Genomic DNA, 21,475 nt, shown 5'->3' with positions numbered 1-21,475 from the left:
TCCATCTTACCTCTTTATCAGTGGATTTTTCTCTTTCGCAAATAAATCGAAAACCTTTTTATCAACAAAAGCAGGAAACAACTTATTCATCCAAACGGCCAATTTTCCTTGTCCGGTCATTATTAATGTGCGTTTGCGTTGTTCAATTCCATCAGCGATGATGCTTGCCACTTCTTCCGATGTCATCATTTTACCTTCCTCCATACTTGTTTCGCCATGCGCATGGCCATCTTTTGCTAAAGCAGCAACACGAATATTTGAAGTGGTAAAACCAGGACAAGCCACTAAAACATTCACGCCAGTTTTTAACAATTCTGTTCGTAAAGATTCCATAAAACCGTTCATGGCAAATTTAGAGGCCGAATATCCTGTTCTACCAGGCAAGCCTCGGTAACCTGCAATAGACGAAATTCCAACTACTGTTCCTTTTGTTTTTAAAATCTCAGGCAAAGCATATTTGGTACAATAAACCGTTCCCCAAAAATTAACATCCATTAGGTTTTTAAGCACCGATAAATCTAAATCGTTAAACAGAGCACGCATAGATAAACCTGCATTGTTTACCAGAATATCAATTTTATTGAATGAAACCAAGGTTTGTTTAATAATCAATTCGCAATCTGCCTCTTTACTGACATCAGCCTGAACGGCAACAGCCCTGATGTTATATTTCCTCTCTAAATCGGCTGTAATTTCGCAAAGTGTAACGTATTGACGGGCCGCTAAAACTAAATTAGCGCCACGTATAGCAAATTCTTCAGCACAAGCTTTACCAATTCCACTCGATGCGCCAGTGATGATGATGATTTTATTTTTTAAGTTCATTTTTTGGTATCGAGTATTAAGTAGCAAGTATCAAGACATATTGAATTTCTGAACCACTTTATTGTTTTTTAAGAGGTAATATTAAGACTTTTGAAATTTCTAAATTTTTGGTCAGGTTTTAGGTACAGGTATTTTATATCCAATCTTCTGACTTCCGTCTTCTGACATCCGACTTATTATTTCATCATAGCCGTTTCGTATGGAACACGAGTGATAATCGAGCGACCTAATGTAATTTCATCGGTATATTCCAATTCGCCACCAAAAGCAATTCCACGGGCAATGGTCGTTACCGGTACATTAAATTCTTTTAGCCGCTTGTATAAGTAAAACAGCGTGGTATCGCCCTCCATATTCGGACTCAAAGCCAAAATTATTTCTTTAATTCCACCAGCAGCTACCCTCGAAACCAGTCCATCAATAAATAAATCTGTTGGTCCCACGCCATCCATTGGGGAAATCAAACCGCCGAGAACATGATAAACGCCGAAATATTGCGATGTATTTTCAATCGCCATCACATCACGAGTATCTTCTACCACGCAAATGGTTTCTTTATCTCGCTTATGCGATGTACAAATTTCGCACACCACATAATCAGAAATATTGTGGCAAATGTTGCAATGTTTTATTTGCTGTTTAAGCTTAATAAAAGTATTTCCAAACTGATTTACTTCCTCTTGCTCTTTATTTAAAAGATGTAAAACCAAGCGTAAAGCCGTTTTTTGCCCAACGCCGGGTAACTTCGAGAATTCGTTTACTGCATCTTCAAGCAGCTTGGAAGAAAAATTCATTCTACAAAAATATGAAATAGTTGTTTGGTTTTTTAGTGGTTTTGTTTTTAGTTAGTTAGCTTAAACAACGAAAAAATAGGATTCCATAAACCCAAGCAACTAATCATAAAACAAATTTATATTTTGAAAAGCAGTTTCAGTAGTTCTTAGGTTTCATCAGTCCTGCCATTTGCTACAATCTTTCGGTACGATGTTTCGTGCTACCCAATTTCGTCATTGCAATAATCAACTATTTAGTAATCTATTTCTTTGGTACAAACCAAAAGTATTTTCGCTGCTGTCAGGTTTAAAATAGCAAGGCAAACCTAAATAACTTAAACCCGGCAACAGCGAGCACGAATCCCGATTAAAGCACCTGCCTTTATGTTTTATATATGCTTACCTTATCCAAAGGAGTTTTCGGGTGAGCAAAGCACCTGCCGGACAGTAAGTAATGACGGAGCTACATTAACCTATTGCAACCGAAACCTGATTTCCAAGTCAAAATATTGATTATAAAAATCGTTTTCTTTACATTTAGCAGCTTAAAACAAAACTATGTCGCCAACCATCCTCTTGTGTTTTTTAATCGGTTATTTTTTAGTGCTGATTATTATTTCATTTGTTACCTCGAAAAACTCATCAGATAATTCAACCTTTTTTACTGCAAATAAAAACTCAAAATGGTATTTGGTTGCTTTTGGGATGATTGGAACCGCACTTTCGGGTGTAACTTTTATCTCCGTTCCGGGCGAAGTTGGCGCACCTGGAGGAAACCAATTTCAATATTTTCAGTTCGTTTTAGGTAACGCAGTTGGCTTTATTATCATTTGTACTGTTCTACTGCCGCTGTATTATCGGATGAAACTCACGTCCATTTACAGCTATATCGAACAGCGTTTGGGGCATTATAGTTACAAAACCGCAGCATCGATATTTTTGCTGAGCAGAACTTTGGGTTCAGCTACCCGTTTATACCTGGTTGTTATTGTTTTACAACGTTTTATTTTTGATAATTACGGCATTCCGTTTTGGCTTACAGTGCTCATTTCACTGGCCTTGATTTGGTCGTACACGTTTAAAGGTGGCTTAAAAACCATCATCATTACTGATACATTGCAAACTTTTTTCCTGGTTTTATCTGTTTTCTTAACCATTTATTTCATTTGCAACAGTCTGGATTTCAGTATTCCTCAAGCATTTGAAACGATTAAAAACAGCAGTTATTCAAAAGTCTTCTTTCTAGATGATTTCTTAACCAACAAATTCTATTTCAGCAAGCAATTTATCGGCGGTATTTTTGTAACCATCGCCATGACGGGTTTAGACCAAGATTTGATGCAGAAAAACCTGAGCATGGGCACCATAAAAGAAGCACAAAAAAACATGTTCACCTTTACGGGTGTATTTGTAATTTTAAATATTTTCTTTTTAAGCGTTGGTGCTTTGCTGTATATTTTCGCTGCAAAAAACGGTATTGAAATTCCGCTAGACCATATTACTGGCAAACCAAGAACCGATTTATTGTTCCCAGAAATTGCCTTAAATAATTTGGGTGCTTTACCGGCCATTATTTTTATGCTTGGCTTAACCGCGGCAACTTTTGCTACAACAGATTCGGCACTTACCGCCTTAACAACTTCATTCTGTGTAGATTTTTTAGGGATGGCAAAGGCAGAAAACTTGAATGCGAAAGATGCAGTAAAGAAACGCCATACAGTTCACGTAGCATTTTCCATTTTAATGTTTTTAGTCATTATTGTAATTAATGCATTCAACAGTGCATCGGTGGTGAGTTTAATTTTCACCATCGCTTCTTATACTTATGGGCCACTCCTTGGCCTTTACAGTTTTGGATTGTTTGTAAAAAAACGAGGTTTACACGATAAATTAGTGCCTATAGTTTGCATTTTATCGCCTTTTTTATGTTACTTGCTTTCATCGTATTCTACCACATTATTCGGTGGTTACGTTTTTAGTGTCGAACTGATTTTAATTAACGGTTTAATCACATTTATCGGCTTGCTTTTCATCAGCAAAAAAACTGATGCGCAAACCAAATTTTAATATTTAGTATATAGTTTATGACGAGTGAAGAAAAAATTAGAAGTGCTTTTGAAAATAAAGATTGGCAGGAAATTAAGGTAACCGATTCTTGGCAGATTTTTAAAATAATGGCCGAGTTTGTAGATGGTTTCGAAAAACTGGCGAAGATAGGTCCTTGTGTAACCATTTATGGTTCTGCACGTACCGCAGAAACGAACAGATATTACCAATTGGCCGAGCAATGCGGCAAACTTTTAACCGACCGTGGTTATGGCGTGATAACAGGCGGTGGCCCGGGTATTATGGAGGCTGGTAACAAGGGTGCACACACCAATGGCGGTAAATCCGTTGGATTAAACATCGAGTTGCCCTTTGAGCAATTTCACAACAAATACATCGACCATAATAAGCTTTTAGAGTTTGATTATTTCTTTGTTCGCAAAGTGATGTTTATGAAATATAGTCAGGGTTTTGTGGTATTGCCTGGTGGTTTTGGTACAATGGATGAGCTTTTTGAAGCCTTAACGTTAATTCAGACTGGTAAAATTGCCCGTTTCCCTATTGTGTTATTAGGTAAAGATTATTGGAGCGGCTTAATCGATTGGATAAAAGGAACGATGCTGCAGAAAGAACACAACATCCACGAAGAAGATTTGAATTTATTCCGTTTAGTAGATACCGCTGAAGAGGCTGCAGAACATATTTTCAGGTTCTATGATAAGTATGTGCTTAAACCTAATTTTTAACGAAGATTAAAGGATTATAGGATGAACAGGATTTAAGATTTATTTGAAGATTCAATAATTCAAAATTTTATAACTTTAAAGAAAGCGCTTGTTTATACAGGCGCTTTTTTTGTTGCGTAGTTATTCATTGTAACATGTTACCAATCCTTAACTCTAACATTTACAAAACAAAACCGCTCTTTTTTGTTTATTACAAGTTCAAAGGGAACTAAAAGATAATTTTTAAAATATGGAGCAAACATTAAATTGGAGAAAAGGCTTATTTGATAGTAATTATCAGGTATTTGGCAATGCGTTGCTGAAATTTTCTATCAATTTTAGTTCTCTTAAAAATTCTGCAATTGCAACCACTCAGCAAGGAATTTACCTTTTAAAAAGTGAAGGATATTCCAATCCTGAAACAAAAATATTGAATAATAAAAATGAAGTTCTGGCTGTGATTCGTTATGATTGGTTGGGCTTTAAAGCACAAATATTTTTTACTTCAGGCGAAAAATTTGATTGGAGTTTTCAAAATAGCTGGTTAAGCCGTTGGACAATAAACAACCACAAAGACAAACAAGTGATTTACAATTCTTCTACAGGAAATGGTTTGATTCATAGCAATATCGATGATGATTTACTGATATTGACCGGACTATTTATCAGAGAATATTATACCAGAATACTTTTTGCTTTTGTGATTTTAACGTTCGTTTTGTTTACAGGACGAAGTTTTTTTTAAAAGTGATTCAATTTTCTACAAACCACTAACTCCACCACTTACCACCAATTTCATCGCCTCGGCAGCGCTCATTTTTAAATCTTTAACTTTATCCCTTTTTACAATACAAAGCTGACCAGCAAAGGAATAGGATAAAGGAAAATAAACTGCAACTTCATCTGGTAAATCAAGTTTGTGCAAATCATTTTGCGTAAGAAAACCAATTTTTTTCATCCCTCCTTCTACTTCTACCATAACCGGATGATTAAATTTTTTCTCATCCCCAACGAAGGCCTCTGTTAAATCTTTAATTGATGTGTAAATGAAATTGAGCAACGGTAAGCGCTTCATCATTCGCTGGAACCAATTGTACATTGGTTCGGTAACCAAATTGGTTACGAAGATTCCGGCTAATAAAATTATAGTTAAAACAGTGAGCAAACCAAAACCAGGTATGTTTCTGCTTTCGCCTGTGCGTGGATTAACTCCTAAAATATTGTTTACATTCAACCAGCTATCAACAGTTGTAACTGCCCAAACCACAATAAAAATACTTACAGCAATGGGCACAACAAGTAATAAACCTTTAATCAAATAGTTTAAAATAGCTTTCCCGACTTTATTCATGCTGCGAATTTATTCAAAAATGTTCAATAGTTGGTAGTTTGTTGGTTCATTCGTCAATTGGTTCATTAGCCATTGGTTCACTAGTCATTAGTTAGCATGGTGTATATTTATCTAGTGCCCAAATTGAACTATGTTTATTGGTTCATTAGTCATTGGTTCACTAGTCATTAGTTAGCATGGTGAATATCTATTTAGTGTCCAAATTGAATATGTTTATTGGTTCATTAGTCATTGGTTTACTAGTCATTAGTTAGCATGGTGTATATATTTATCTAGTGCCCAAATTGAATATGTTTTAGTCTATTATTTACTGGTTTTTATTTAGCATGGCGTATCTGCACCCAGACCAATGAACTAATGACCAATGACTAATAAACCATTTTACTCATAAAAATAAACCCGCTTAACCCTTTGCGAAATATTGGTTAAAATTTCATAGGGAATGGTGTTGATTTGTTTTGCAAGCTCCATGATATTATGTTCCTGGTTGAAAACGATTGCCTCATCGCCAGCTTTCACTTCAATGCCGCTCACGTCAAGCATCGTCATATCCATACATATAGAACCGATTGTTGGAACTAAATGTCCGTTGATGAGCATTTCCCCTACTCCATTTCCAAAAGCCCGACTGTAACCATCGGCGTAACCGATTTTTACAGTCGCAATTTTACCTCCATTTGGCATAACACCTCGCCTGCTGTAGCCAACAGTTTCGCCGGCTTTTAATGTTTTAACTTGCGTTACGGTAGTTTTAAGCACCATTGTGGTTTGCAATCCGCGGTTATTAATTAAAGCTGAATCAAAACCATACAAACCAATTCCTAAACGAACCATATCCATTTGGCCTTCTGCCCACCTGCTAATACCCGAAGTATTTGCAATATGCAGCAGTGGTTTATAACCCAAAACCTGAATTAATTCTGCAGAGATTTTACCAAATTCTTCAATCTGATGTTTCGTGAAACCATCATGTTCCACCTCACTACTGGCAACCAAATGCGAGAATATACTTTGAACTTTTACTTGTTGATTGTCTTTAAGAATAGCAGAAAGATTATCGATTTCTGACCCATCAAATCCCAAACGATGCATTCCGCTATCGATTTTAATGTGGATTGGATAGATGAAATCATAATTGGAAACCACATTCAAAAAGCTATTTAAAATTTCGATGCTGTAAATTTCAGGTTCTAAATGATGCTCAATAATGGCATCAAAAGCTGATTCTTCAGGGCTCATTACCATTATCGGCAAAGTTATTCCTGCTTTTCGCAAAGCGATACCTTCATCTGCGTAAGCTACTGCCAAATAATCAACCTTATGAAATTGTAACAAATTGGCGATTTCAAAACTTCCACTCCCATAAGAAAAAGCCTTAACCATGGCCATAATTTTAACGCCTGGTTTAACCTTAGAGCGATAGAATTGCAGATTGCCAACCATTGCATTGAGGTCGATTTCTAAAACCGTATCATGAATTTTTTGAGTTAATAATTTGCTGATTCTGCCAAATTCAAAACGCCTGGCACCTTTCACTAATATTGTTTCGTGGCTAAATGATAAACCAACAAAACCTTCAATAAACGCATCAGTATCATCAAAAAATTGCGTTTCTAACTTAAATAAGCTGGCAAACTTCGAAATATGTGTTCCGATACCTATTAGTCGATTTACATTCTTTTGCTTTAGCAAACCTGCAATTTCAGCATATAGATCCGCATCATTTTTACCAGTTTCAAATAATTCGGATAGGATTACTGTTTTTTTAGGATGTTGGTTTTGCTGATTCAAAAAATCCAAAGCTATAGCTAACGAAGAAATATCTGCACTGTAAGAATCATCAATAACAGAGCACTGATTAATGCCGTTTTTGAGTTCCAGGCGCATCGTAACATGACTTAGTTTTTTGATTCGTAAAGCAACCTCCTCTGGCGTGTAGCCCAAAGCAAGCAAAGTTGCCCAGCAAATAATACCATCTTCAATAGACGCTTTATCAACAAAAGGCAGTGTACATTCAATTTCCTTATCCAAATAAATCGCCTTTATATGGCAATGTTCCTGAATATTTTCGACTTCGATAATGCGTAAATCGGCAGCCTGTATGCCACTCCAGCTAAATTTTTTGTTGCCTGGTAAATCTTTAAGTTCAATTTCGCTTATATAATCTGGCGAATAAATAAACAAATCTGTGTTTTTAAAAAGCTTTAACTTTTCTATTAACTTTTCTTTTTTTGAACTAAACCCCTCTGCATGTGCTTCGCCTATGTTGGTTAAAATGCCAATTTCTGGTTGTATAATGGTTGCAATGGTTTCCATTTCGTTAGCAGCAGAAATACCAGCTTCGAAAATTCCTAAAGAATTATCTGCATCAATTTGCCAAACAGATAGCGGTACACCAATTTGTGAGTTGTAACTTTTCGGACTGCGAACAATATCAAAATCCGTTGCCAAAAGCTGATATAACCATTCTTTCACAATGGTTTTGCCGTTACTTCCTGTTATTCCGATAACTTTTAAATCAAACTGATTGCGATGATAAGTGGCCAAACTCTGTAAGGCTTTTAAAGCATCCTTTACCAATAAGAAATTGCAATCAGGATGATCTTCAGCGTATTTTTTTTCAGTGATAATAAAATTTCTGATGCCCTTTGTATAAGCATCTTTTATAAATTCATGTCCATCGCGATGCGAATTCAAAGCAAAAAACAAAGAATTTTCTGGCACCAAAACTGAGCGGCTATCTATAACCAAATATTCGATAACATTTTGTCCATCAACTAATTTGGCTTCGGCACTTAGTATTTCGGCAATTATGGAAATGGTATAGATTGGTTTCGGCATTGTTTTAGTTTCGAAAAAATACGGTAATCGTTTTTATTTTTACGAATTTCAGTATTTAATTATGAAAAGCGGCAACGGTGAACCAAGAATATTAGATAAAAAGCAAGCTTTGGCAAAAGCCGAAAGTTTTTGTGTTTACCAGGAGCGCTCTCAAAAGGAAGTTCGATATAAACTGGTAGAATGGGGAATTCGTGGAGATGAACTGGAAGAAATTTTAAGTGATTTAATAGTTAATAATTTCCTTAATGAAGAACGTTTTGCCAAATCATACGCCTCTGGCAAATTCAATATCAAAAAATGGGGACGAATAAAAATTAAACAAGGATTAAAATTAAAAGGTGTGCCCGATAGAATTTTGCAAAAGGCTTTATATAGTTTAGATGATGAAGATTATGAACAGACTTTACGCCAACTTGCCATCAAAAAAGAAGAAAGCTTAACCGAAAAAGATAAAATAAAGCGAAAATACAAGTTGGTTACGTATCTTCAAGGAAAAGGTTTTGAAAGAGATTTGATTTATGAAGTATTAAAAACCGATTAGATTTTGTGCCATTCTGTTAAATTAACCAACATTTAATGATATCTTAATTAGATTTATAAAATTTATTTCTATGATAAACAGCCATTTATACGGTTTTAAAAAAATATTATTAAAAAGTTCTTGACAGAATTACAAATCTCACTATATTTGCATCACCAAAAACAAACGGTAACACGTTTATGCGAAAGTAGCTCAGTTGGTAGAGCACGACCTTGCCAAGGTCGGGGTCGCGAGTTCGAATCTCGTCTTTCGCTCTAAATGCCTTTCCTACCGGAAGGCATTTATTTTAAAGGTTAATCGCCTGCTCGGGTGGTGGAACTGGTAGACACGCAGGACTTAAAATCCTGTGCTTTCAAAGGCGTGCGGGTTCGATTCCCGCCCCGAGTACTGCACGGGAAAGACGTAATGGCTTACGATCTTTCCCGTTTTTATTTACTCGTAACTTCTTGTTAATCTGATATATAAGGTGTGCCGCTTCGTTAAGTCTCGGGGTTCGATATTCTTTTCCGTCAAATCTCAATTTTTCACGATATATCGAACCCAGCACCTCTCTTTTGGTCAAAGCATTACCCTCTTCATATATATCTTTTAGTCTGGAAAGTGCCTCTATGGCTTTTATAAGCATATTATCGATACTCATGGTGTTCGATTTTTGCGCCTTCACCTCTGTGAGCGATGCTTCTAACCTTTTTATTTTTTCCTCACATTCTTTTTTCATAATTGAGAAATCAGAATGATCCAGCTTTTCATCAAATAGCAGCTCTCTTGCATTAGCCAATTTGGAATTAAGCTTATCTATTTGTTCAACGATCTCTTTCCTTTCGTTAAATGCACCACCTCTGCTCTGTTTATAGACATCCATTACTATAAGCTTATATAACTCATTCATTCCAGGAATGGGAATAAACTTAACCAACTCACTTAGGATTGCTTTATTTACCTCATCGGCTTTATACCTGCACCCACATCCATAAACAGCTTGAGCGTGATAATAATAGTAATAGCCTCCTTTCTTTCCTTTGGATGCACTACCAGTAAGTTGCCTGTCACAAGTTGCGCATTGTAAAAAGCCTTGTAGCGGTAAACCTTCGTTAATCTTCACCGCCTGCACCCTCATTACCTTTGTTCTGCCATTTAAAATGTCCTGCACCTTATAAAATAGTTTTTCAGATATCAAAGGCTCGTGTAAGCCATTTACCCATTGTTCTTCTTCATCTTTATATTTTTTCACTACTATTTTACCACAATAGACAGGATTTCTTATCTCACGATAAAAGTTCATCCTGCTAATCATAAAGCCCTTTTCATTAGCCATTTTTCTAATTTGATCAGGAGCAAAAACACCATCCGCAATTGTGTTAAATATCCACTGTATAAATGGTGCTTCTTTTGGATTATGAGCAATATATTTGCTGCCATCTTCGCGGGTTTTGTTATCAAAACCAACTGGCGCAACGCCCATATATCTGCCCTCTTTTCTTGCCCGCCTCATTCCTTGCTTAACATTTAATGCTCTGCGGTCATTTTCAACCTCTGGGGCAGCTAAATAAAAAGCCAACATGATTTTGTTTTCAGGAATTTCGAGGTTTAACGGTTGTTCGACAGCTTGAGGTTCAATTCCTAACTTCATTAAAACCGCAATCATTTGATAAGCATCACCCGCGTTCCGGCTAAACCGATCCCATTTAGTGAACAGTACCAAATCAGCACCTTTTCCTTTATTTTTGCGAATTTCACCTAAGTATTGTGTCCATCTTGGACGAATGAACGTTTTGGCAGAATGGTCTTCAAAAATAACCTTTCTAACCTTAATAGAATTTAGTTCACAATATTTGCGTAATCTTTCATCCTGGTCTCTTTGTGAATAGCCTTTGTCAGCCTGTTCGTCTGTGCTTACACGAATATATAAATCTGCTACTTTCATTTCTCTGATTCTATTGTGGGTAGTATTAATTACTATTAACGTATTGATTAACAGCTAATTTAGCGAATTTATACATGAAATCCAAAATTAATTTAGCTTCTTCTACGGTAATAATTGTCCCATGTTCCTGAAGGATCTTAACTGCTTTCTCAGGGGTAACATTTCTTATTTCTGGCGGTTTTGTATACATAAAATAACTCCTTTCTACCGCAATAATCTGATGTTACCAAGAGCTTAAATCCCATATGGGAAAATTATATGTCAACTATAAATTGGTTAGTATGGGAATATCATAAAAAGTAAATTTCCCATATGGGTTTTTCCAGATTTCAGACATGCCACCTTTGATTATTAATAAGAATAGTCATGAAAAGGAAAAATATCAATGATTCAACTTGTGCTCAGGTAAAGGGCAGATTAAAAGTAAATGTCCAACGTATAAGAACAGATCCCCGCCAAAAAATCCGGCAGCTTCTAAGAGGTTTTATTTCATTGGATGAACTCCAACGACAGGATAAATCTGATCATATTAAACCGTAAGGTTAGCCCCTATTAATCCCATTCATTTAATACAAACCTAAGTTCAGGGCAGCTTTCTGAAAGAGCTTCGTTGTAGCCCGCTTGGTCTAAGCAAAGATGTATTTTTGTATACAAAAATATCTTTGCTGCCCTTGTGGTCAGTGGATTTGCTCGAAACTCGCAAATCCTGAACTTCTGTAAACTGCCCGTTATGTCAAGAAGAAAAGCAGCAGATCAAGAGCAATTGTTAACTCATCCTATAATTGTAAGGGTCACAGAAAAAGTATTTAAACGGTTAGAAAAGAAACAGTCAGAAAGTGATTGCAGCACTGTTGGAGAGGTAGCCCGTAGAATCCTTTCATCTCAGCCTATTAAAAGCTTTTATAAAGACATTACCCTAAATCCGATTATGGAAGAGCTGGCTATCATACGAAAAGAACTTAAGGCAATAGGTATCAATATTAATCAAATCACCCGCAGCTTTAATCAGGATAAAGCGGAAACACATAGAGCATTTTATGTGCTAAAAGTAGCAGACCTCTATAAAAAGGTAGATGAGAAAGTAGACCGTCTTTTAGTAATCATTTCAAAGCTGGCTGAAAGATGGTTGCAAAAATAAGTACAGGTAAGAGCATCAGGGGGATGTTGCATTATAATGAAAACAAGGTCATTGCTGGAGAGGCAAGATTAATAATAGCGAGTGGCTTTGCCGGTGATATTGAAAAAATGACCTTCCAAAATAAATTGCAACGCTTCAATCATTTAACCATGCTAAAGCCAAACGTCAAGACCAATGCCATGCACATTTCATTAAACTTTGATAGTAGTGAAAAGCTAACTTTAGAAACATTGCAGCAGATAGCCACAACCTACATGGATAAAATTGGTTTTGGCGATCAGCCGTTTCTTGTTTATCGACATGATGATTCAGCACATCTACATGTACATATTGTTAGCACCAACATTACGGCCGCTGCCCAACGAATGGACCTTCATGATATTGGCCGAAAACTATCGGAACCTGCCCGCAAGGCAATTGAACAGGAATTTCATCTGATCAGGGCAGAAAGCAGGAAGTTCAAACATGAACCTGGCATAAAAGCGATTGATCCTGAAAAGGTTAAATATGGCCATCTCCCAACCAAACGAGCACTAAGCAATGTAATAACAGCAGTTACCAGAGATTACAAGTTCACGTCCCTTGCAGAACTTAATGCGGTATTAAAAGGATTCAACGTGATAGCTACCCGCGGAGAAGAGCATACACAAATGTTTGAAAAGAAAGGTTTAATGTATTCCATATTGGATACAAAAGGAAATGCTATTGGCGTTCCCATCAAATCCAGCGCACTTTATTGTAAACCTACACTAAGAAATCTTGAAAAGAAATTTGAACGCAACGAGGAAAAAAGGAAGCCTTACAAAGATGAGTTAAAGCAAAGCATTGATAAGATACTTAAAAAGTATAATCAGTTTACGAAGCCAACTTTCCAGGCAGAACTAAAAATGAATAACATCGGCCTTGTATTGCGGCAGAACGAACAAGGTTTTATTTATGGAATCACTTTTATAGATCACCGTACCAAATCTGTTTTTAATGGAAGTGATTTGGGTAAAGCGTATAGCGCAAAGACATTGACCGAACGGTTTAGCGATTCCGATCAGGTAAAAACCTACCTAAAACCTATAAATCCATGGCCAAGCTATCTGAAACCTGAAACGGTCAGTCCTGCGAAAACATACCTCGAACCGATTACACAGACTAATTATTTAAATGATCTTTTAGGCAAACCTCAGCAAGACTATCCGCCTTTAATACCAGGTAGAAAAAAGAGAAGAAAAAAAGGATTACGCATATAAACACATCATTATGAACACGGGAGAAGACATACAGGGTTTAAGAAAGATTATTGACTTTACCCGCCTAATCAGTATTTTTATATTAGCTATTCATTTTTACCTGTGCTGCTATGTAGCCTTTAGAAACTGGGGCTGGACGGCAGAAATTACCGACCGCATTGTAGCCAACATTGCCAAAACAGGATTATTTAACAGCATAGTGAAACCGAAGCTTGCAGCTTTACTATTCCTTATCATTTCGCTTATTGGTGTAAAGGGCAAGAAAGATGAGAAGATACAGAAAACTACCATTATAGCCTATCTACTTACCGGGTTCCTGTTATACTTCATCAGCGTATTGTGCTTCTATCTGAATGTCAAAGCAACGGTCACTGCCATCTGCTATACAGGTGTTACTTCTATCGGCTACCTACTGATTTTAAGTGGTGGCGGCTTACTCTCCAGACTTATCCGAAATAAAATGGATACAGACATTTTTAATACTGATAATGAAACTTTTCCGCAAGAAGAACGGCTACTCGAAAATGAATATTCAATAAACCTACCTGCAAAATACAGGCTGAAGAACAAGATTAGGCACAGTTGGATAAATTTCATCAATCCATTCAGAGGAATGCTTGTTGCCGGAACTCCTGGAGCGGGCAAGTCTTATTTTGTCATCAGGCACATTATTGACCAGCATCTTAAAAAAGGATTTTCCATGTTCTTATATGATTTTAAATATGACGATCTATCCAAAATTGCTTACCACAAGCTTTTAAAATATCAAAAGAACTTTAAAATTAAGCCTTCATTCTATATCATCAACTTTGACGATTTAACCCGAACTCACCGTTGTAATCCGCTTGACCCAGCCGGAATGGAAGATATTACCGACGCTACCGAAGCAAGCCGGACCATTATGTTAGGCTTAAACCGGGACTGGATAAAAAAACAAGGTGATTTTTTTGTAGAAAGTCCCATCAACTTTTTGACTGCCATTATATGGTATTTACGAAGATATGAGGATGGCAGGTATTGTACATTGCCCCATGTTATAGAATTGATGCAAGCGGATTACGACCCATTATTTGCCGTTTTGCAACAGGAAGAGGAAATCAAAGTGCTAATTAATCCTTTTGTCTCTGCGTTTCAAAACAAAGCGAAAGAACAGTTAGAAGGCCAAATCGCATCAGCCAAGATTGGATTAGCACGGCTTTCTTCTCCACAGCTTTACTATGTGTTGAGTGGGAACGATTTTACGCTCGATGTAAATAATCCGCTTCAACCCAAGATCGTTTGCGTTGGTAACAATCCACAAAAATTACAAGTATATGGTGCTGTTCTTTCACTTTACATATCTCGTATGATTAAGCTGGTTAATCGTAAAGATCAGCTGAAAAGCAGCTTAGTATTCGATGAGTTTCCGACAATATATTTCAATAATATTGATAGTTTAATTGCTACAGCCCGTAGCAACAAAGTCGCCACCACACTTGCTGTGCAGGACTTTAGCCAGCTCAAAAAAGATTATGGAGGAGAACAGGCTGACGTGATAACAGGTATAGTGGGCAACATCATTAGCGGGCAGGTTACTGGCGATACTGCAAAAAAGTTATCAGAAACTTTCGGTAAAATTATGCAGGATAGGCAGAGTATGAGCATAAACAGTTCGGATACCTCAACTACCAAATCTACACAGTTGGATCATGCCATACCCGCCTCAAAAATTGCCTCGTTATCTTCTGGTGAATTTGTAGGTATTGTTGCAGATAACCCTGAAGAAAAAATTAAACTTAAAGTATTTCACAGCGAGATACAAAATGACCATGCAGCTATTAAGGCCGAGGAAGACGGATACAAACCTATTCCAGTTGTTGCTAATGTGAGCGATGAGGATGTTAAAGAAAATTATAAAAGAATCAAACAAGATATTGAAGAACTGTTCGCCAAGGAACTTGGTTTAATAAGTGACAAGGAAGATAAACGAAATTCAATAATTCAAAAAGCGGATGATAATGAGCAATCATCTAACGAAGGGCCAGCAAGTCAGTCTATATCCCTGTAAGTTGCGGCTTACTCTTCAATTACTTTTAGCTCTATTTGTTTTTCTCTAACCTTATATCCGTTATTCCGTTACACACAAGCCATTTTTTGAATAAATATGTATCACCTGCTGTATAATGAATGACTGTGCCATCTTTTAAAAGAAAAGTAAAAAGATCGCCACATGTATTAAACTTTAAAAGCGCATTGGCAGGGTAATCAAAACCGGTAAAATAATCTGTTTCTGATGCAGTATCCATAAAGTAAATAAACTATTAAGCCTTAAATTCAACAAAGAAAGTCGTTCCCTGACCTTCTACGCTGTCAAACCATATTTTGCCTTTAAGACGTTCGATACAGTTTTTGGCCAGATATAATCCGAGACCAGTTGAGCTTTCCCCAATTGTTCCAGGTAGAGAGGATTCAGTAAATTGATCAAAGACAAATAATTGCTTTTCTAAAGGGATTCCTATGCCACTATCCACTATTTTTAAAGTAAATGTATTTCCTGAAATTTGTGTAAAACCATAAATGGTACCATTCGGATATGAAAATTTAATTGCATTGGAAACTACATTATGAATAGCTCTCTTGAAATGCATTCTATCAATTAGGTAAGGAAATTTCTCATTAGATAGCGATAGTAATAGTTGCACTTGTTTGTTTGACAATATCCCTTTTAACTCTGTTAGACATTCCCTCACAAAATAATTCAGATCAGTAATTTCTAATTTGTACTGATCACTTTCATGTTTTTCTATAAATAGCAACTTGTTCAAAATCTCCAATGCATGATTTCCAGCAGTCTTTGTGAGATCTATTATTTCGATGTTTTCTGGTTCTTGAATACTATCTTCTAAAAGACTGTTTAACCCAATAATGTTTGAAATGGGATTACGCAAATCATGGATTGCCCTTTGATAAATCAGGTCATGTTTTTTATATTGATTAAGCAGGTAATGCGATAGATGATTAATAGAAATTACTCCCATAAATTCCATATTATCATATACAGGCAAACAATTAGCACAAGACGAAGCCATAAGATTATAGACATCAACAATGGAAGTTTCTGTTGATACGGAAGGTTTGCTAAAGTCAAAATCAATTATTCTTCCAGTTGGATGGTTGATCAGGTCAATTTGGTTAACGATTCCTGCAACCTTTAATTCTTTATCAATGACGACCAAATAAAGGCTGTCCTTGAGAAATTTAAACAGTCCTTCCATATCTTGTAATATGGAACAGGAATAATAATTTTTATCAATTAGTTGGCTGATATTCATACATGCTTTGTCTAAAAAAGAAATGACGCAGGTCAAACTCATCCGTTATAGAGGTACTGGTATACCTGAGTACGAAACAAGCAAGCCCACGCCATTTGGCATGAGCGTTTCGCTTATTCCTCGTACTCTTAAAAATTACCAGTTTTCTATAACGAGTTGGCGTAACGCAATATCTTATGTTTCCTCCATCCCTCGGATGCAGAATTGTTTTACCGTAAAGCTAAATAATTTGTTGTATTTAAGTTACATTGTTGCATATTACTTATGAAGTATCATAGTTTTAGTTACCCAATTAAGTCTGATGCAATGGAATACGGGCCTACGTGTCTGAAAACAATCTGAAAATTTAGATAGAAAAATTTTCCTTGTACAAGCTTCGTCACTATTGCTTTATAAATAAACAAGGAGTGAGCTTGCCGGATTAAAGGAAGTCACAGAAAATTTGGTTTCAAAGCTTTAACCGTAGAAACAATTTATGAAGCTTTGGATCAGAAAATTTCTTTCCCCAGCATTTTGCACTGGGATAAAAAACACTTTATTATGCTGTATAAGATTAATGTCTACAGGATTTATATGGTAGATTCTGCTACTGGCAGAGTTAAATACACAAAAGCTGAATTCTTAAAATATTAAGAACGGACGCCTGGAAAGTTAACAGGACGAGCCCTCCTTTTAGAAAACACTGTAAGACTGGCATGTAATTAGCGATAACAGAATGACTAGCGATCATCAATTTGTTACAAAACTCCTAAGTCTTATTTTTAGACTCAATATATTTATTTGCTTTTAACGTGCATTTTTCACATACTCCATACACGATGAAATTTACATTATGTGGAACAAAGTTCACGGGCATAACTAGGTGAGGAATTTGTAGCGCTTCTAAACAATACATATTCAAACATGTAGTACAATTGAAATGGACGTGCTCGTCATTGTGCGTATCTTCACTACAAGATGAATTACACAAGGCGTAATTCGCTGTGCCGTTAAGATCCAAAACTTTGTGAATGATCCCTTTTTCATCAAATTTAGTCAGAGTTCTATATAAAGTCACCCTATCAATTTCTCCTCCTATTAAGTTTTCAAGTTCTGGTTGAGAAATAGCACTTTCACGAGACCTTAAAATAGAAAGAACCTTCAATCGTGGTTCCGTCTTACTCAATTTATACTTTCCTAACAGTTCTGCCAACTCATTATCCATAGAACAAAATTAACGATTTATACCATAAATAGGTGAAACTATTGTATTTGTCTTAAGTGACGAACAATCCAATGACCTTTTGATTAAAATATCAACAAAAGTAGTAAATTGCAACTATGTTGCAATTTTTAAAGAGTCCTCATAAATTCCCTTTTTTTAAGCAGTTAGACGCCATGGATTGCGGTCCAACCTGTCTAAAAATCATTTCAAAATATTACGGTAAAAATTTTTCCTTAAATCAGTTGCGTCGTTATTGCTTTATTAATAAACAGGGTGTCAGTTTTGCGGGGCTAAAAGAAGCCTCCGAAAAGCTTGGGTTCAAAGCGTTACCAGTTGAGTTGACTTTCGATGTATTAAAGGATAAGATTAACCTTCCGTGTATTTTGCATTGGCATAAAAGACACTTCGTTGTGATTTATCGAATAAACGGGGATAGAATCTATGTCGCAGACCCTGCAATTGGAAGGACAAGATACACAAAGGCAGAGTTTCTGGAATATTGGGAACTTACTTCCGGCTCATCAAAAGGAAGAGCAATTCTTTTAGAAACGACCGCCGCTTTTTTTGAACAGCACGAGTTTAAAGAGCCGAAAGAAAATCTTCTGATATTGTTAAAATTCGTTTTTCCATATAGAAGAAATTTATTAACGGTAGTTATCACGTTACTGATTGGAAGTTTACTTACGCTTTTACTCCCATTCCTTACCCAGAGCATTGTTGATAGGGGGATAAGTACAAAAGACCTATCTTTTCTTAAAATCATCGTGTCAGCACAGTTAGCATTGGTTGTTGGAAGAATCTTAATGGATCTGATTAGGGCAAGGATTTTGTTTCATCTGGGAACAAGGGTTAGCATAAAGGCGTTGTCAGATTTTCTGGGAAAACTGGTACGCCTGCCTATACCATTTTTTGGTACCAGAAGCCTTGGAGATAATATGCAGCGGATGCAGGATAATCAAAAAATAGAGCTCTTTCTTACAAGTTCTTTAGTGAATATGTTGCTTTCGGTTATCAGTATTCTGGCATTTGGAACAGTGTTGGCTTATTATAGCATATCTGTTTTTTTTGTTTTTTTGCTTGGAAGCATGTTCATGTTGTTATGGACTTTTTTCCATGCTGGTGAAAGAAAAATCCTTGATTACAAAACTTTCGTACACTCATCTGAAAGCCAATCTCAACTGATGGAGACGATTTCCGCAATTCAGGAAATTAAGCTTACCGATTGCGCAGAACAAAAAATCGGGCAATTTGAGCGTTTACAGGAAAACACTTATAAAATTAGGTTAGCTAGCTTAAAATTGGATCAACGGCTGCAAACTGGGAACCAGGTGCTTAATGAACTAAAAAACATCATTATTATTTACTTGGCAGCTTCCAAAGTGATTTCAGGAGAACTTACTCTAGGAATGATGCTATCTATATCCTACATATCCGGCCAGTTAAACTCCCCTATTTTGCAATTCTCTGAGTTCATACGAACCGCGCAAAATGCCATGTTTAGCCTGAAAAGGATGAACGAAGTATACGCTGAACCTGAAGAAGACGCAGAGGTAGAAAAACGGGAGAACTTCAGCCCAAGTCTGGCTTCCATAAAGCTTCACAAAATCTCCTTTCAATATGGAGATTCAGGATCACCCTTCATATTTAAGGATCTTTCTTTGGAAATCCCAGCAGGAAAGACAACTGCAATAGTGGGAATGAGCGGAAGCGGAAAGACGACTTTGATTAAATTGTTATTGAAATTTTATCACCCCGGAAAAGGCAACGTGTATTTGGGAAATAAAAATTTCAACCAAATACATGCCAACCAATGGCGAAAAATATGTGGCGTAGTAATGCAGGATGGGCATGTTTTTGCCGATACCATCTCAAACAATATAACTATAGGAAATAAGATAATAGACTACGATAGGCTGAAATATGCAACTGAAATGGCCAACATTTCATCCTTTATCGATGAGCTACCTTTTGGCTTTGAAACAGTCGTAGGTAGAGATGGTCACGGAATGAGTGAAGGACAGATTCAACGATTATTGATTGCACGCCTGATCTACCGAAACCCCCAATATATCTTTCTGGACGAGGCCACTAATTCCCTAGATGCAAACAACGAAAAAGTAATCATTGAAAATTTACAGCATTTTTTCAAGGGTAAAACCGTTTTGGTTGTGGCCCACAGATTAAGCACTGTCAAAAATGCTGACCAAATAGTTGTACTGGATAAGGGCGTAATCCTTGAAAAAGGTAATCATCAAGAACTGATAATGAAAAAAGCGGCCTATTACAATTTGATCCACAACCAGCTTGAATTAGGAAAATAAGCACCAATAATTTATGAGAAATCCTGTTAATAGGGAAATTAAAATATTCCCGCACGTTTTTATTCGTTATGCTTCTGGCCACCATGAAGCCCTGGAACAACTTTGCTGGGCTGAAATGGAAGGTCTTTACGATAACTATAACGAATTAGTTTCTGAATTAGATCTTCTTAAAGAAGTCATCTGCGAATATTTGTATGAAGCAATTCAAATCGCGGTCAATATTGATGAAAAGAAAGAGCTGTTGAATCTTAAGCGTGACATATTCAATTTACGGAATATATCAGATCGCAATTGGCAGAAATTTTTAGAAAGTTTGCTACCTGAAAAGAAGTTAAACTTCGGCCGCTTCATGGAACTAAAAACTGATCGAACATATCTAAACGGTGTATGGGAAAATGCTTATCAAAAAAAAATAACTTTTCATCGAACATTATTACAGATTATCTCGAGCAGGGAGCTTTTGCAAAAAGGTATCAGGTTATCCAGCAGCATATTGTCTGAACAGCTAAAATCTTTCATATCTACCCCTTCTACAGCATTTAAGACCAGAGAACTAAGGCAGGAATTTAGTTTATTAAGATACATTACCAGGATGCACTTTAAAACCTCCCCCTTTAGTACGTTTACATGTTTGGGACTCGGCGATGTCTCTACCATATCATCTGTCGTCCATATCCCCGTTCTGTCAGATGATCTAGTGATCAGTAAGGTTAGATTGAACAACGAAATTTTTAACTACCTCAAAACATTGATTACTTTGAGTCCCGACATTAATGAACTATTGTGCATTCGTTTGAATCCGACCATTCAGGTTGAGGGTGACAATATCAGGTTACTGGTGAATTTCCATAATCTGGAATCTTTCCAGACTTTAAAGAGTTCGGAGATCCTGAAAACTATTTTGGATAAAGAATTTAATGGGAAATTCTTGACGCTTAAGTGCATATACCAATAAATTTGACCCCCTTTCGCCAATTTTAAATTGACCCCCAGAGTTGTTGCTTGAAAAAAGCAGAAGTTGTTGTGGAAAAAGGCTTTTTAGAATCGATCTTTTAAGTCCTGTTTAACAACTGTTATTTTACAAAAATACGTTTTCAATCTTAGAGTTTCTCCTTCTCATAGATTCACCAAATAATTCAACTCTTATTGAGTGATGAACGATACGATCAAGAACCGCATCTGCTATTGTTTTCTCACCAATTATATCATACCATTCCTTCACTGGTATTTGTGA

The 21,475-nt window shown here is 36.4% G+C and carries 20 protein-coding genes and 2 tRNA genes; 12 read left to right on the top strand and 10 right to left on the bottom strand.

What is annotated here, in order from left to right:
• Positions 1 to 6: 6 nt before the first annotated feature.
• Together D7004_RS13995 and recR are read right to left on the bottom strand one after the other, a co-directional pair.
• The gene (locus D7004_RS13995; protein WP_123206488.1) at positions 7 to 825 is read right to left on the bottom strand and encodes an SDR family oxidoreductase; all 819 of its coding nucleotides are present in this window, start codon (positions 823 to 825) and stop codon (positions 7 to 9) included.
• A 176-nt stretch (positions 826 to 1,001) separates the two neighbouring features.
• Positions 1,002 to 1,619 (bottom strand): recombination mediator RecR, encoded by a 618-nt coding sequence (recR, locus tag D7004_RS13990; protein ID WP_123206487.1) that lies wholly within the window; start codon positions 1,617 to 1,619, stop codon positions 1,002 to 1,004.
• A 537-nt stretch (positions 1,620 to 2,156) separates the two neighbouring features.
• Between recR and D7004_RS13985 the strand changes: the two genes are divergently transcribed.
• The 3 genes from D7004_RS13985 (at position 2,157) to D7004_RS13975 (ending at position 5,114) form a co-directional block, all read left to right on the top strand.
• Positions 2,157 to 3,665, top strand: a complete 1,509-nt coding sequence (locus D7004_RS13985) for a sodium:solute symporter (protein WP_123206486.1) — start codon at positions 2,157 to 2,159, stop codon at positions 3,663 to 3,665.
• Between the two features lie 17 nt (positions 3,666 to 3,682).
• The gene (locus D7004_RS13980) at positions 3,683 to 4,390 is read left to right on the top strand and encodes an LOG family protein (protein ID WP_029289075.1); all 708 of its coding nucleotides are present in this window, start codon (positions 3,683 to 3,685) and stop codon (positions 4,388 to 4,390) included.
• A 229-nt stretch (positions 4,391 to 4,619) separates the two neighbouring features.
• On the top strand, positions 4,620 to 5,114 hold the full coding sequence (locus tag D7004_RS13975) for a hypothetical protein (RefSeq protein ID WP_123206485.1): 495 nt from the start codon (positions 4,620 to 4,622) through the stop codon (positions 5,112 to 5,114).
• 15 nt (positions 5,115 to 5,129) lie between these two features.
• Here the strand turns inward: D7004_RS13975 and D7004_RS13970 are convergent, their stop codons facing one another.
• Both D7004_RS13970 and D7004_RS13965 read right to left on the bottom strand, forming a co-directional pair.
• Positions 5,130 to 5,720 carry a DUF502 domain-containing protein gene (locus D7004_RS13970; RefSeq protein WP_123206484.1) on the bottom strand — a complete coding sequence of 197 codons (591 nt, stop codon included), beginning with the start codon at positions 5,718 to 5,720 and terminating at the stop codon, positions 5,130 to 5,132.
• A 381-nt stretch (positions 5,721 to 6,101) separates the two neighbouring features.
• Positions 6,102 to 8,561, bottom strand: a complete 2,460-nt coding sequence (locus D7004_RS13965; protein ID WP_123206483.1) for a bifunctional UDP-N-acetylmuramoyl-tripeptide:D-alanyl-D-alanine ligase/alanine racemase — start codon at positions 8,559 to 8,561, stop codon at positions 6,102 to 6,104.
• A gap of 61 nt (positions 8,562 to 8,622) precedes the next feature.
• Here D7004_RS13965 and D7004_RS13960 point away from each other — a divergent pair, with 61 nt between their 5' ends.
• From D7004_RS13960 to D7004_RS13950, 3 genes are all read left to right on the top strand, one after another.
• The gene (locus tag D7004_RS13960; protein WP_123206482.1) at positions 8,623 to 9,102 is read left to right on the top strand and encodes a regulatory protein RecX; all 480 of its coding nucleotides are present in this window, start codon (positions 8,623 to 8,625) and stop codon (positions 9,100 to 9,102) included.
• Positions 9,103 to 9,283: 181 nt separating this feature from the next.
• A tRNA-Gly gene (locus D7004_RS13955) sits at positions 9,284 to 9,356 on the top strand.
• A gap of 49 nt (positions 9,357 to 9,405) precedes the next feature.
• A tRNA-Leu gene (locus D7004_RS13950) sits at positions 9,406 to 9,489 on the top strand.
• Here the strand turns inward: D7004_RS13950 and D7004_RS13945 are convergent.
• Together D7004_RS13945 and D7004_RS20705 are read right to left on the bottom strand one after the other, a co-directional pair.
• A complete protein-coding gene (locus tag D7004_RS13945; protein WP_123206481.1) occupies positions 9,455 to 11,026 on the bottom strand; it encodes a recombinase family protein in 1,572 nt (523 codons plus the stop codon). The two genes, D7004_RS13950 and D7004_RS13945, sit on opposite strands and share 35 nt — an antisense overlap.
• A 25-nt stretch (positions 11,027 to 11,051) precedes the next feature.
• Positions 11,052 to 11,216 carry a hypothetical protein gene (locus tag D7004_RS20705; RefSeq protein WP_167459501.1) on the bottom strand — a complete coding sequence of 55 codons (165 nt, stop codon included), beginning with the start codon at positions 11,214 to 11,216 and terminating at the stop codon, positions 11,052 to 11,054.
• A 540-nt stretch (positions 11,217 to 11,756) separates the two neighbouring features.
• Between D7004_RS20705 and mobC (D7004_RS13940) the strand changes: the two genes are divergently transcribed.
• The 3 genes from mobC (D7004_RS13940) to mobC (D7004_RS13930) are packed head-to-tail and all read left to right on the top strand — an operon-like array spanning position 11,757 to position 15,452.
• Positions 11,757 to 12,164, top strand: coding sequence for a plasmid mobilization relaxosome protein MobC (gene mobC, locus D7004_RS13940; RefSeq protein ID WP_123206480.1), 408 nt, complete (start codon positions 11,757 to 11,759; stop codon positions 12,162 to 12,164).
• Positions 12,149 to 13,405, top strand: a complete 1,257-nt coding sequence (locus D7004_RS13935) for a relaxase/mobilization nuclease domain-containing protein (protein ID WP_123206479.1) — start codon at positions 12,149 to 12,151, stop codon at positions 13,403 to 13,405. Before mobC (D7004_RS13940) ends, D7004_RS13935 begins: the two co-directional genes overlap by 16 nt.
• A gap of 10 nt (positions 13,406 to 13,415) precedes the next feature.
• Positions 13,416 to 15,452 carry a conjugal transfer protein MobC gene (gene mobC, locus D7004_RS13930; RefSeq protein ID WP_123206478.1) on the top strand — a complete coding sequence of 679 codons (2,037 nt, stop codon included), beginning with the start codon at positions 13,416 to 13,418 and terminating at the stop codon, positions 15,450 to 15,452.
• A gap of 31 nt (positions 15,453 to 15,483) precedes the next feature.
• Here mobC (D7004_RS13930) and D7004_RS13925 read toward each other — a convergent pair whose 3' ends face one another.
• Complete coding sequence (locus D7004_RS13925; RefSeq protein WP_123206477.1) at positions 15,484 to 15,690, bottom strand: hypothetical protein; 207 nt, start codon at positions 15,688 to 15,690, stop codon at positions 15,484 to 15,486.
• Between the two features lie 15 nt (positions 15,691 to 15,705).
• Positions 15,706 to 16,716: an ATP-binding protein gene (locus D7004_RS13920; protein ID WP_167459500.1), complete on the bottom strand. Its 1,011-nt coding sequence runs from the start codon at positions 16,714 to 16,716 to the stop codon at positions 15,706 to 15,708.
• A 420-nt stretch (positions 16,717 to 17,136) separates the two neighbouring features.
• Between D7004_RS13920 and D7004_RS21280 the strand changes: the two genes are divergently transcribed.
• Positions 17,137 to 17,349 carry a cysteine peptidase family C39 domain-containing protein gene (locus tag D7004_RS21280; protein WP_123206475.1) on the top strand — a complete coding sequence of 71 codons (213 nt, stop codon included), beginning with the start codon at positions 17,137 to 17,139 and terminating at the stop codon, positions 17,347 to 17,349.
• A gap of 115 nt (positions 17,350 to 17,464) precedes the next feature.
• Here D7004_RS21280 and D7004_RS13910 read toward each other — a convergent pair whose 3' ends face one another.
• The gene (locus tag D7004_RS13910) at positions 17,465 to 17,920 is read right to left on the bottom strand and encodes a Fur family transcriptional regulator (protein WP_123206474.1); all 456 of its coding nucleotides are present in this window, start codon (positions 17,918 to 17,920) and stop codon (positions 17,465 to 17,467) included.
• A gap of 116 nt (positions 17,921 to 18,036) precedes the next feature.
• Between D7004_RS13910 and D7004_RS13905 the strand changes: the two genes are divergently transcribed.
• Together D7004_RS13905 and D7004_RS13900 are read left to right on the top strand one after the other, a co-directional pair.
• Positions 18,037 to 20,241 (top strand): peptidase domain-containing ABC transporter, encoded by a 2,205-nt coding sequence (locus D7004_RS13905; RefSeq protein ID WP_123206473.1) that lies wholly within the window; start codon positions 18,037 to 18,039, stop codon positions 20,239 to 20,241.
• A 13-nt stretch (positions 20,242 to 20,254) separates the two neighbouring features.
• Entirely contained in the window at positions 20,255 to 21,196 is a 942-nt protein-coding gene (locus tag D7004_RS13900; RefSeq protein WP_123206472.1) for a lantibiotic dehydratase, read from the top strand.
• A gap of 123 nt (positions 21,197 to 21,319) precedes the next feature.
• On the opposite strand, the gene D7004_RS13895 is transcribed toward D7004_RS13900, so the two are convergent.
• Positions 21,320 to 21,475, bottom strand: a 156-nt coding sequence (locus D7004_RS13895; RefSeq protein ID WP_167459499.1) for an ATP-binding protein, incomplete at its 5' end; no start/stop codon positions are given.

This window comes from Pedobacter jejuensis (genome assembly GCF_003725795.1).
In the GTDB taxonomy this organism is placed as follows: Bacteria; Bacteroidota; Bacteroidia; order Sphingobacteriales; family Sphingobacteriaceae; genus Pedobacter; species Pedobacter jejuensis.
This window is presented reverse-complemented; position numbering and strand designations above follow the sequence as displayed.

Coding starts and splice junctions, on each gene's coding strand:
- D7004_RS13900 (WP_123206472.1), top strand. CDS start 20,255: ATGAGAAATCCTGTTAATAGGGAAATTAAAATATTCCCGCACGTTTTT.
- D7004_RS13975 (WP_123206485.1), top strand. CDS start 4,620: ATGGAGCAAACATTAAATTGGAGAAAAGGCTTATTTGATAGTAATTAT.
- D7004_RS13980 (WP_029289075.1), top strand. CDS start 3,683: ATGACGAGTGAAGAAAAAATTAGAAGTGCTTTTGAAAATAAAGATTGG.
- D7004_RS20705 (WP_167459501.1), bottom strand. CDS start 11,216: ATGTATACAAAACCGCCAGAAATAAGAAATGTTACCCCTGAGAAAGCA.
- D7004_RS13935 (WP_123206479.1), top strand. CDS start 12,149: ATGGTTGCAAAAATAAGTACAGGTAAGAGCATCAGGGGGATGTTGCAT.
- D7004_RS13960 (WP_123206482.1), top strand. CDS start 8,623: ATGAAAAGCGGCAACGGTGAACCAAGAATATTAGATAAAAAGCAAGCT.
- mobC (WP_123206480.1), top strand. CDS start 11,757: ATGTCAAGAAGAAAAGCAGCAGATCAAGAGCAATTGTTAACTCATCCT.
- D7004_RS13945 (WP_123206481.1), bottom strand. CDS start 11,026: ATGAAAGTAGCAGATTTATATATTCGTGTAAGCACAGACGAACAGGCT.
- D7004_RS13970 (WP_123206484.1), bottom strand. CDS start 5,720: ATGAATAAAGTCGGGAAAGCTATTTTAAACTATTTGATTAAAGGTTTA.
- mobC (WP_123206478.1), top strand. CDS start 13,416: ATGAACACGGGAGAAGACATACAGGGTTTAAGAAAGATTATTGACTTT.
- D7004_RS13925 (WP_123206477.1), bottom strand. CDS start 15,690: ATGGATACTGCATCAGAAACAGATTATTTTACCGGTTTTGATTACCCT.
- D7004_RS13910 (WP_123206474.1), bottom strand. CDS start 17,920: ATGGATAATGAGTTGGCAGAACTGTTAGGAAAGTATAAATTGAGTAAG.
- D7004_RS13920 (WP_167459500.1), bottom strand. CDS start 16,716: ATGAATATCAGCCAACTAATTGATAAAAATTATTATTCCTGTTCCATA.
- D7004_RS13905 (WP_123206473.1), top strand. CDS start 18,037: ATGTTGCAATTTTTAAAGAGTCCTCATAAATTCCCTTTTTTTAAGCAG.
- D7004_RS13985 (WP_123206486.1), top strand. CDS start 2,157: ATGTCGCCAACCATCCTCTTGTGTTTTTTAATCGGTTATTTTTTAGTG.
- recR (WP_123206487.1), bottom strand. CDS start 1,619: ATGAATTTTTCTTCCAAGCTGCTTGAAGATGCAGTAAACGAATTCTCG.
- D7004_RS13995 (WP_123206488.1), bottom strand. CDS start 825: ATGAACTTAAAAAATAAAATCATCATCATCACTGGCGCATCGAGTGGA.
- D7004_RS13965 (WP_123206483.1), bottom strand. CDS start 8,561: ATGCCGAAACCAATCTATACCATTTCCATAATTGCCGAAATACTAAGT.